This is a genomic window from Streptomyces sp. NPDC104367, from assembly GCF_055583825.1.
The window spans coordinates 113,226-125,788 of sequence record NZ_JBVJND010000027.1 but is presented as its reverse complement, the minus strand read 5'-3'; the positions used below and the strand labels follow the sequence as shown (position 1 = coordinate 125,788).

The window sequence follows — 12,563 nt, the reverse complement described above, 5'->3', positions numbered from 1 at the left end:
GGTATGGCGATCCAGGCCTCGAAGTCCGTCAACAACCTCCTGTTCGTGCTGATCGGTGAACGGCTGATCCAGGCGAACGAGGACCTCGCACGCACCAGTCACGGTCCCTACCGCCAACTGGCGCAGGACCTGCGGGATTTGTCGGACGCCGTCGAGGACTCGATCGTCCATGCCAGCCGGGGGCTGCCTCAGCAGGTCGGCGACAACTACCGCACCGCGATGCGGATGTTCGTGGACGACGGGGGGACCAACTACCTCCGGCAGTTCGCGACCCAGGTCGACCAGGTCGCGGACAACCGGGTGAAGACCTCGTACAACATCATGGAGTCCAAGTGGCAGATCATCGCCGAGGTCATCCGGCTGATGGTCGAACTGCTGGTGATCCTGGCGCTGTCGGTGTTCAGCGGGGGTGCGAGCGCGGGCCGGGTCGCGGTCGCCAGGGCTCGCAGCCGGGTGGTGGTGCTGACCGTCCTGGACACCCTGATCCGCCGTACGCATCTGATGCCGATCCTCAGCGAGGCGTTCGAGGAGGCGCTCCAGTCGTTCATCGTGCGGCTCGGGATGATCGCGTTCACGTCCGGTGAGCAGAGCTTCCACGACTTCGACTGGGGCGACCTCGCGCGCGACGCCGTGTTCGGCGGGCTCGCCGCCGCCTTCATGGGCGGTATGGCGGGGGCGGGTTCACGGGTCGGCGACGCGGTGCGCAACGCGGCGAAGGACGTCCCGGTCACCAAGGACCTGGCCCAGGACGTCGCCACCAAGGTCGGCCGCGGCACCGACACGGTTCCGGACACCACCCCCAACACCGTTCCGGACAGCCCACGTTCGACGAACACGACGGGTACGACCGGTACGACGGTGCCGGAGACCGGCGCGGCCACGCGGCACGCCGGGGACGCCGGGGACACGGTGGTCCCGGGCGCCGTCCCGGTGGTTCCGGAGGGGAGGCCCTCCACGGCCGGCCGGATCGTCGACGGGAGCGGCGAGTTCGTCGTCGAGGGCGGCTCGGAGGCGCTGGCCGAGATCGTCGGCGGCGGGCTGTTCACGGGCAACTGGACCACCACCTGGGACACGTTCATCGGCGCGGGCGTCAGCGGCAAGGTCAACGAGGGCCTGATCAGCGGGGCGCAAGGCACCGGACTCGCCCTCAACGGGGCGCTGTTCCCGACACTGCCGAACGGGTCCACGGTCCCGACGGTCTCCACCGACCCCGGCGACGGTGACGATCCCGTCGACGACACCTCGCCCTCGCCCTCGGCCACGGCTTCCGACGACCCGGCGACGAACCCCCCGGCCACCCCGGCGACCCCGGCGACTCTGGCTCCGGTGACGGCTTCGACGAACCCGGCGACGGTGACCCCGGCTCCGGTGACGCCGGTGGCGGTCGGCGACCCGGCCGTTCCGGCGCCGGTCGTCACGGTGTCCGGGGGCGACGTGCCTGACGGCGGTTCGGACACCGGCCCGCACACCGGCTCGGGCACGGCTGTGGCGGCCTCCTCGGCGGTGCCCTCCGTGGCCTCCTCCGCGGTGCCGGGCACCCCGGGCGCCCGGACGGGCACGCCCGGACCGGCCGCGCCGGACCAGCCGGTCGACCGTGCCGAGCCCGTGGAGCCTGCCGACACCGCCGAGCCGGTGGACACCGCCGAGCCTGCCGGGACGGAGGGCACGGCGCCCGCCGACGCCCCGGAGGCGGCCCCGGTCGATACGGTGGACAGGGCGAGCGCGGGCACCGCCCCCGCCTCAGGACCCGCCACCCCCGTCGCTGTCCAGGTGACCGCCTCGTCGGTCCCTTCCACGCCCGGTGTCACCACCCCCGCCACAGTCTCCGGGGCCACCCCCGCACCCACCTCGGCCAGGACCGGGACGGCCACGACGCCCCCCGGCCGGGGGACCGAGGCCGAGGCCGGTGCCGAGACCGCCGACGGGGATCTCGTTGCCCCGGTCCAGGCGGACGCCGTGCCCGACGGCGAGGTGCCGCAGGACCCCACGGCCGCGGCCACCGTCCCCCCGATCGTCACGGCCCTGGCGGCCACGGCCCAGGCGGTCACGGTCCCGGCCGCCGCCCCCCTGCCGACCGTGAGCGGCCCGGCCGCCGCCGCGGTCGCCCCCACCCCGGCGGAGAGCCCGGCGGGACCGACAAGCAGCGTCTCTACCGTCAGCACTTCCGGGGATGCCGCCCACCAGGCCACCTCCGCCCGGCGAGCCGCCCGGGTACGGCCGGCGGACGAGCACACCCCCGATCCGGCCCCGGCCACCGCGGAGTCGGCCCCCGCCACCGTCGGCACGGCCGGTGAGCCCGGCGGTGGCGATGAGGCGGGCGAGCTCAGCAGCGACGAAGCCGGCGCCACCAGCGAGGCCGGTGACAGCAGTGAAGCCGGCGCCACCAGCGAGGCCGGTGACAGCAGCGACGTGAGCGAGGCCGGGGAGACCGTGGTCTGGGAGGGGCTCGACCGGCCGCCGCTCGACCGGACGGTGCTCGCGGGCGGTGTGGAGACCGGAGCGGGGGAGGTGACCCCGGACGCCCGGCAGCGGACCTTGGACGCAGGGGACATACGGCGTTTCGAGGTGCGGCGGTATCTGCTGCCCGGGGAGCTGACGGCCACCCGGGCCGTGGTCCGTCTGAGGCTGGTCCCCAGTGCGTCCCCGGACGAGGCGTCTGTCACGGACGGTGAGCTGGCGGCGCTGGCGGAGCGGGCCCAGGAGGCCGTGGACGCCTACTACAACCTGGGCTCCCGGCTGCCCAACGGGGACCTGTTCCAGTTCGACCTGGAGTTCGTCACCGACCCGGCGCGCGCCCACCACACGGTCACCGTGCACCGGGAGGTGGACGAGGACTTCGAGAACTGGTCGCTGGCGTCGAAGGACGAGGTCATCGCCCACGAGGCCGGGCACCTGCTGGGTCTGGCCGACGAGTACCGCAGCCAGGACGAGTACGCCATGTACCCCGTCTACACCGACGGCGCCCTGATGGACGGGCCGTCCATGGTGGACGACAACGGGCGCCCCGACATCGACGACGACTACCCGGCCCTGCGCGCGATCGTGCCCGAGGCCGAGGGCCGCTGGTGGATTCCGCCCCGCCATCTGCGGGAGATCGGTTCGGCCGCGGAGGGCGCCCTCGCGACGGCTCGGCTCACCAGCGACGGCGAGGTCGTCCACTCGGTGGACCAGGACCGCGCCGACGGGCTGCCCTCCCGCGCCCTGTTCCCCCTCGACGTCAGGAAACGGGTCCTGTACGGCGTCGGCACCCCCGCCGTGGGCGGACTGCTCGCCCCCACGGGGGTGTCCCCCCGGAGCCGGCCCGAGGTGCTGGAGGGCACGGAGAACGCCAACGGCACCTACCGGGCGGTCTACCCCGGCGACACCACGGTCCCGCGCCGCATCGAGATCAGCCACCCCCTGGCCGGTGACCTGCTGGCCGGGGAGCGGGCCGTGGAGCCGGGCCGGATGATGTTCCCGGCCTACTGGACCGAGGACGACGCCGTCTACGCCGCCGAGCAGTCCTATCTCGACGCCCTGTGGAGCGGCACGGTGACCCCCGTGCCGGGCGAGAGCGGCGTCCACACCTGGACGGGGGAGTACGGCGGCGTCCGGATCGAGGGCGAGCTGCGGCACGGCGCCTTCACCGGCTTCCGCCCTTCCGACAGCCAGCCCGACGAGCCCGCGCCCGACTACATGCCGGAACCCCCGCCCGGCACCCGGCCTTCGGACGGTCCTCAGATCAGCCGCCGCGCGGAGAACGTCGTCCGGTACGGGGACCGGGCCACCCGCTCAGGCGTGCACCACCTGAAGACCGGTGGCCCCGACCACCCGGAGCAGACGTACGGTCTTCTCGTCGAGAGCGGGAAGGGGCACGAGAACGGTACCTACCCGGCGAGTGTCTGGTTCCTCGAATCCGGGCTGCGCACCTCGTCCCCCCTGGTCGGCCTGCCCAGCCGCTGGCGTTTGCACCGGGACGGGGAACGGCATGTCATGTTCCCCAGGAGATGGCACGCGCGCACCCTCATCGAGGCCGTCGGGCAGGCACACGCCGCCGCGCTTTCGGCCGGCGACATCCGTCGCCTGGCCGACGGCTCCGCCTACCACTGGGTCGGTGAACAGCACGGCGTCCGTATCGAGGGCCTGGTGCGGGACGGCCACCATGTCGCCTTCCGCCCCGTGGCCGAACAGCCCCGCCTCCGGTGGCCCGCCGAGCGCCCGGTGGCCGTCACCGACCCGGTCGACAGATGGGCGGCCCGCCACCGCTTCGAGGTGACCCACGCGCTGTTCGCCGACGGCCAGCGGGGACTAGCGCTCACCGCCCGCATCCACCTCCGGGCCCCGGCCGACGCCCCCAACGCCTTCGACGGCGTCCACCAGGTCCTCCAGGAACAACTGGACGAGCGCTACGGCGATCTCGACCGCCCCGACCGGGCCCCGCTGGTCCGCTACGCGTTCTCCTTCACCGACCGGCCCCAGGACGCCCACCGGATCATCGACGCCGACACCCTGATGGACGCCGAGGACCCCGACGACTATCTGACGCTCCTGCTCGGCATCGACCCGGAGAGCGGCGCGGCCCGGAACGTCGCCCGCACCCTGGGCCGTGCCGCCCCGGCCGGTCCCAGCGGCTGGCGCCTCCCGGAGACCGGCACCGGCACGGGTACCGGCCCGAGGGACGGCGTGGTCGAGGCGGCGCTCGCCAGGGCCGACCTCCTCTCCCGGCCCACCACCCTGCTCGACCCCGGGCTCCCGGCCGCCGGGGTGCCGGACGTTCCCGTCGTCACCCGGGCCGACAGGTTCGCCACGAGCAACGCCGCCTCCTTCGCGCCCGGCGCCCCGCGGACCGCTCCGTCCAAGGGCGCGCTGCCCGACGGCTGGACCGTCGGCGACCTGCGGCACGGCGCCTTCCGGGTCGCACAGTCCGCCTTCCCCGAACTGGCCCGCGCCGGGCGGCCGTCCAAGCACACCGGTACACAGGTCCTGCGCGGCACCTTCCAGAAGACGTATCTGGAGGTGACCGTGGAGAACGGCCTGATCGCCGATGTCACCGTCCTGACCGACACCCCGGCGCAGCCGGTCGCGACGGAGGGCACGACCCCGGCAGGGGAAACACCGGAGGCCACCACCACGCCCGCCACGGACGCGACCACCGTCGTTGACACCGCCGCCGCCGGGCAGCCCGCCCGCCGGACCCGACCCCGCACCACCGCCACGGACCCCGACATCGCGCCCTCGGTCGACCACCGGGCCGCCCCAGCGCCCCGGAACCCCACGGCGGCCCGGGAGGCCCAGGCGGCTCAGGAGGCCCGGGAGGCCCAGGACCTGCCGCTGGTTCCGACGGCCGCCCGGAGCACGGCCGACTCCACCCTTGTGAGGGGCCGACTGACCTCGGCACAGATGGAGTTGCTGCTGGGCATCACCCGTGACCGGAACCGAGGGCTCGCGCGCGAGGGCGGCGCCGAGAAGACGGACCTGGAGACCGCGGTCCGGCTGTACTGGGGCGCGTCGGGTATGAGGCAGGGCCTGACGGGCCGACGTCTCAACACCTTTGTGAACTCCCGCACGGGTCAGTCCCTGGCCGTGTTCCAGACAGAGGTGACCGCGCTCATGGGCCAGGCGCCGAACCTGCATGTCCTGGCACGTCGGCTGGGAACCAGCAACCAGACCATGCGGCGATGGCTGAGCGGCTCCGTACCGAGCAGGGCGTACGCCACGAAGCTGCTGGAACTGGCCGATTCGGTACGGATGAACGAGGGTTGGCACCCCGAGTCCGCCGACGGATCGCTCGACGGCCCGAACTCCCTGGAAGCCGCGGCCGAGGCCCAGGTGACGGTGGGCGAACTCCGCAGGGCGGGCCGTGCCCTGGTCAAGGAACTGGGGTCGACGGAGGTGGACGGCTGGAGCCCGCTGGGACCCGAGGTGGTCGCCCGAGCAGCCGACCGGCGGGTGTGGCGGCCGTCCGCCCGCAAGGGGTTCACCGTCCAAGCGGCCGCGCGGAACGCGGCTCTCGGCCTGCGGGGTGCCGAGTTCAGGGCCGCGGTGGGGGAGGAGGTCAGGGGGGCCATGGCGGGCCTGACGGCCGATCTCCGCCTGCTGGCGGGTCTACCCCTCCCGGAGGCAGCGGGGCGGCTCCGCACGACGCCGACCGCGTTCGACCTCTACTCACGGGGTCTGGCCGAGCCGTTGTACGTGGTCGCCGTCCGGGCCAGGCGGACAGCGGGCGAGTTGCGGGCCTCGACCGGGGCGACGAACCCGCCCCCGGCACCCGCGGTTTCCCCGGTGGCCGAGGAACCTGCGGCCCTGTCGGCCTTGGCGGACAACCCGCTCGGCAGCGCGGCCGACGCCTACGGCGACTCACCGGTCGACGGGCTGGCGGTGGACGCCAGGGATCTCCTGCTGGCCGTTGGCGCCGATGAGGTCGACGGATGGCCCCACATCAGCGCATGGCGGGCGGTGGCGATGCGGGACAAGCACGCCTCGCGGCCGTCCTTCCGGCAGGGGATGACGGTCTTCTCGGGTGCGCGGCTGGCACGGCAGGGCTTGCGGGGCGACCGTCTGGTGGAGGAGGTCGCCACCGAGGTCGGGAACGCGGCGACCCAACTGGCGGCCGATCTGCGGTACATGGGCGAGATCCTGCGCCTGGGACAGGTGCGGATCGCCACCCTGCTCGAAGTGCACGAGGACACGGTTCCGTACTACCTGGACGGAACGAGGCTGCCCGGCCTGGAGGTCGCGCTCCGGGCCAGGAGGCAGACCCGTCTGCTGGAGGAGCGGTTCCCGAGCCCCCCGGCGGCAGCCGTGGCGGCGCCGGACGGCGACGTGGACATGGACGCGGACGTGGACGACGACGTCATGTCCGACACGGCCAGTGACATCGACCCGGCGGAGGTCGAGCGGTGGTTCGCCTCCCACACGCCGCTCACGGACGTCACGGACGGCGGGAACAGCCAGAGCGACCAGCACAGCGAGAACGACCGGAACAGCCAGGGCGACGGCGATGCCCGGGGCGGCTCGGACACCCTGCCGGGTACGGCTGTTCCGATGGACGTGGACACGCTGGAACTGGATGAACTGGACCCGCAGAGCCTGACGATGCTGCAGGACCTGGTGAACGCCGAGGAGTACGGCGTCACGCCCCTCGGCCCGAATGGGCTGCCCACATATGACCAGTTGGTCCAGGACGCCACCGACCTGCGGGCACTGCCCGACTTCGACATCTCGACGGTCGGCCGCAGGATCAGGACCGGCGATCTGCAGTTGCTGGCCGAACGGTACGACGAGGACCCGATCTTCCAGCTTGCCTTCGGGACGTTCTGGGCCGCACGAGGCGTCGAGTGGGGCATGTCCGGCGGCAGCCTCCGCCAGTTCGTCGGGGACATGGTCGAGGAGACCCACGAGCTGCTCCTCGCCACCCTGCGGACCTTGCGGTCGCGAATGGGAGTCGGCGGTGTGGCGGGCCTGTTCCAGACGAGACAGTCCAACGTCCGGCGCTGGCTGACGGACACAAGGCGCCCCAGGTACAACTCGGTCGTGACGCTGGTGGAGACGGCCCGCGACGGTGCCGGCACAACCGCGCCGGAGGCGGACGCTCTGTCCGCGGAGGACCGGGAGATGTTCCTCGCCTGGTACGAGGAGCAGGTGCTCGCCGACGAGGAGGCGAACGCTCCTTCCGGCGACGTGGCCCCGGCGCTGACGGGCGAGCCCGTCGGCGGGTCCGCGAACCCCGGCCCGGCCGACGCCATGGACACGGACGTCGATGTCGACGCGGGTTCGGACGCACGTGGTTCGGTTCCTGCGGGTGTGGTGTCGGCGTCGGGTCGGGTGGGGACGGACCGCTGGATCCCCTTCGACAATGCGTTTGATTTTGTGGAGGGCGCGGATGGTGGTCGTCGGGTGGTGCGGCCTGAGGGTGTGGTGCTGGGTGAGCGGACGGAGGTGGGGTACGGCTGGGAGCTGTTCCCGGACGGGGACGGTCCGGGCCGTGCGGTGGTGCGTCTGACCCGTCGGGTGGCGTTGCTGCCGGGGGCCGGCGTGCCGGGGAAGGAGGTCGAGGCTCTCCGGGCGGGGCTGGCGGGTGAGTTGGAGACGCTGGTCAATGACCGCCGGCACCGGCTGCCGTTGCTGTCGGACGGGGGCGAGGGGCCGCGCCTGGCGGTGGCGGTGGAGTTCGTCGAGGGGGACGCGCCGGGTGCGGACACCGCGGTGACGGTGCGGTCGGGGTCTCCCGACGGTCGGGAGATGCGTCAGGACGTGTGGTTCACGAAGGTGCATCCGGCGGCGTACGTGCATGAGGTCGTACACGGGCTGGGGGTGCGGGACGACGTGGCGCCGGGTGAGGCGCGGCTGAAGCCGGTCGGCCGGGACGAACAGGTCCTGCGGCCGGGCCAGTCGAGCCTGATGGGCCGCTTCACGGCCCCGGACGTGCAGGACTTCACGTTGACGGACGACCATCTGCGGCAGATCGCTGACGTGTTGCGGCCGTACTTCCACGAACGGGGCCACGGGACCTGGGGCGGGGAGAGCGCGGAGCGGGACGGTCCGGACGAGGCCCCCGCGGTGCACCACGCGGCCCAAGCGGGTACGGCAGCGATCGCCGACGCTGACGCCGGCCAGGACGTGCCGCTGCTTCCGACGGCCGCCCGGGTCAAGGCCGACGCCACCTTCGTACTGGGCCGACTGACCGCTGTGAAGGCGAAGTTCCTGATCGGTGTCTCCCCGGACCGGCTGCGGCAGATGACACGCGCGGGTGGCGCCGAGAAGTCGGCACTGGAGACCGCGCTCCGGCTGTACTGGGGTGCGTCGGGCCTGAGGGCGGGGTTGAACGGCCGGGCTCTCGTCCAGTTCGTGAACACCTCGACGGGCAGTTCCCTGGTCGCTTTCCGGAGAGAGCTGGACACCCTGGTCGACCTGGCGCCGAGCAAGGCGACTTTGGCGCGCCGACTGGGGACCACCCCCGATCTCATATGGCGCTGGCTCCGCGGTGGCGTTCCGGTGAGGGACTACGTCACGAAGATCCTGGAGTTGGCCGGGTCCGTGCGGTTGAACGGGGCGTGGCACCCCGAGTCCACCGACGGCTCGCTCGACGGCCCGGACTCCCCCCAGACCAGGGCCGAGGACCGGGCGGTGGTGAATGAACTCCGAAAGACCGCCCGTGCCCTGGTCAAGGACATGGCGCGGACGGAGGCGGACAGGTGGAGCGTGCTGGGCCCCCAGGTGATCGAGCGGGCGTCCGACGAGCGGGTGTGGCGACCGTCGGCCCGCCAGGGGTTCACGATCCAGGGGGCCGAGCGGAAGGCGGCGGACGGGCTGCGGGGCGCCGAGTTCAGGGCCGGGGTGGGAGAGGAGGTCCGGAACTCCATGGCCGGCCTCGCGGCGGACCTCCGCCTGCTGGGCGGGCTTCCCCTGCTGGAGGCGGCCGGGCGGCTGCAGGTGACACCGACCGCGTTCGACCTCTACCGGCGGGGCATCGTCGAGCCCCTGTACACCGTCGCCGTCCGGGTGAAGCTGGCGGCGGACCCGTTGCGTCCCCTGGCCGGCACGACGACCGCTGCTCCTGCCGCCGCCGCATCCGCGCCCACGGCTCCCGTGGCTCCCGCAGCGCCCACGGCCTCCACGGTGTCCGAGGCCCGGCAGGCCCAGGAAGCCGCCGCCGGGGACGTCACCGGGGACGCCGGGACGATGGATGTGGACATGGAAGGGCCCGGAACACCCGCTCCTGGCGACCCGGCCGACGCCTACGCTGATTCGCTGCTCGAGAAACTGGCCGCGGACGCCGAGAGCCTCCTGAAGGCTGTGGGTGCCAGGGAGATCGACAAGTGGCCTCATGTCGGTTCCCGGGCGGTGACGGCCATGATGGGCAGCCGTATCAGGCATCCGCGTCTGAAGTCAGGACTGTTGGTCTTCTGGGGCGCGCGGCTGGCGCGGCAAGGACTGCGGGGCGCGCGTCTGGAGGAGCAGGTCACCACCGAGATCGAGAAGGCGATGGCCCAACTGACCGCCGATCTAAGGTACATGAGCGAGACTCTGCGCCTTGGCGAGAGTCGGATCGCCGCCCTGCTCAAGGTGCACAGGCCCATGATCCACCAGTACCTGAACGGCACGAGGCTGCCGGTCCTGGAAGTCGGCCTCCGGGCCAGAAGACAGGCTCGTCTGCTGGCGGAGCGACTCCCGTCCCGGTTCCTGCGGCCCTTGGCCGTCGAGAAGGTGCTGGGAGGCCTGTCGGGCGGCGATGTCGATATGGACGACGCCACGACCGGTTTGGCCGAGGGCATCGACCCGTCGGAGGTCGAGCAGTGGCTCAACGACTATGTCCCGCTTGCGCGGGATGCCGTACGGAGGTCCCCGGACGATCAGGACGACCAAGGGGACTGGAGCGGCTGGGGCGGCCTGAGTGACCTGAACGCCCTGGCGGGTTCCGACGATCCGATGGACGTGGACGCCCTGGACCGGGACGATCTGGACCCGAGCGCCCTGACGAACCTGCTGGACCTCGTCGACGCCGCCGAGCTCAACACGACGACGCTTGACCCGAACGGACTTCCCTCCCTGGATCAGTTGGCTAAGGACGCCACCGGCCTGCTGGCGCTGCCCGGCTTCGACGTCACCGTGCTCGGGCCCGGGACGACCCGTGACCGTCTGTCGGTCCTTGCCGAGCGGAAGGACGAGGACCCGGATTTCCAGCTTGCCTTCGGGACTTTCTGGGCGGCCCGGGGCACGGAGTGGGACTTCTCGGGTGACCAGCTGCGCCAGTTCGTCGAGGACATGGTCGACGAGACGCACGAGACACTCCTCTCCTCCCTGCGCGTGCTCCAGTCGAGGCTGACGACCGTCGGGGTGGCGGCCCTGTTCCGGGTGTCCCGGAGCACTGTCAACCGTTGGATGTCGGGTGACCGACTCCCCACGTACCGATCGGTGCTGACACTGGCGGAGGCGGCCCGCGACGGCATCGGCGCGACCACGGCGGAGACCGACTTCCTCTCCGCCGAGGACCAGGAGATGTTCCTCGCCTGGTACGAGGAGCAGGCACTCGCCGACCAGGAGGCGACCGCAGGTTCCGGTGATGTGGCTCCGGCGGTGGGGGGTGTGCTCGCGGGGGGTTCCGGTCGTGCGGACGTGGTGGTGGACGTGCGTGGTTCGGTTCCTGCGGGTGTGGTGTCGGCGTCGGGTCGGGTGGGGACGGACCGCTGGATCCCCTTCGACAATGCGTTTGACTTTGTGGAGGACGCGGATGGTGGTCGTCGGGTGGTGCGGCCTGAGGGTGTGGTGCTGGGTGAGCGGACGGGTGTGGGGTACGGCTGGGAGTTGTTCGCGGACGGGGACGGTCCGGGTCGTGGGGTGGTGCGTCTGACGCGGCGGGTGGCGTTGCGACCCGAGGCGGATGTGCCGGCAGGGGATGTGGAGGCTCTCCGGGCGGGGCTGGCGGGTGAGTTGGAGGCGTTGGTCAACGGTCGTGATCACCGTCTGCCGTTGCTGTCGCAGGAGGGTGAGGGGCCTCGTCTGGTGGTGGCGGTGGAGTTCGTCGAGGGGGACGCGCCGGGTGCGGACACCGCGGTGACGGTGCGGTCGGGGTCTCCTGAGGGTCGGGAGATGCGTCAGGACGTGTGGTTCACGAAGGTGCATCCGGCGGCGTACGTGCATGAGCTGGTGCACGGGCTGGGGGTGCGGGACGACGTGGCGCCGGGTGAGGCGCGGCTGAAGCCGGTCGGCCGGGACGAACAGGTGCTGCGGCCGGGCCAGTCGAGCCTGATGGGCCGCTTCACGGCACCGGACGTGCAGGACTTCACGTTGACGGACGGCCATCTGCGGCAGATCGCTGATGTGTTGCGGCCGTACTTCCACGAACGGGGTCATGGCCCGGGAGACGTCGGGCGTGGCACAGGGGACCGGACGGACCAGGACAGCGCGCCCGCCGTCGACCATTCCACGACCGGCTCGGACGGCCTCCCCCAACCGGTGCCGAGCCTCGCCGCCCTCCTGCCGGAGGACCTGGAGGCCCTGGATCTGTTCACGGAGGCCGAGGAGCCGGGAGGAGAGTCGGGACCCGGTGCGGCCGGGAGCGGTGGGCGTGCGGACCGGACCGGTTCGGACGAGGTCCCCGCTGTGCACGAGACGGACGCCGTCGACGAGGACGCCGGTGCGGCGGAGCCGGACGAGGGACTGATTCCGACGTTCGACCAGGTCCGTTTCGCCGCGGAGGTCCTGAAGGCGAACCTGACCGCCGAGCAGATCAACGCTCTGCCGAAACTCAGTGCCGCCAGAGTGCGGGGCCTGTTGAGGGAAGGCGCCGCCGAGAGGGCGTTGTTCGACCTCGCGGTCCGGGTCCACTGGGCCGCGCAGGGCAGCGCCGCCGGTCTGTCGGGGGCGGCCCTGGAGGAACACGTCGAGGCATGGCTTTCCACCTCCCTGTCCAGGATCCAGGACCGGCTGAGGTTCCTGCGGGGCAAGGTCCTCGAGGCGAACTCACTGGCGCTCCTCCTGTCCGTCTCGAACGCCACCATGAGCCGCTGGCTGAGCGAGGACGAGAACGTGAGGCGGGCCCCGTCGCTGTCCCACTCCTGGAGCATCCTGAGGCTGGCCGGGTC

1 protein-coding gene (only partly in view) is annotated in these 12,563 nt (G+C 72.4%); it reads left to right on the top strand.

Annotation, left to right across the window (positions count from 1 at the left end; all coding sequences use genetic code 11):
• Positions 1–3 precede the first annotated feature (3 nt).
• Positions 4–12,563, top strand: the 5' end (the start) of a protein-coding gene (locus tag ACZ619_RS33205; protein WP_469606868.1) for an EndoU domain-containing protein. 16,441 nt of this gene lie beyond the right edge of the window; only the first 12,560 of its 29,001 coding nucleotides appear in the window; it begins with the start codon at positions 4–6; its stop codon lies off the right edge, out of view.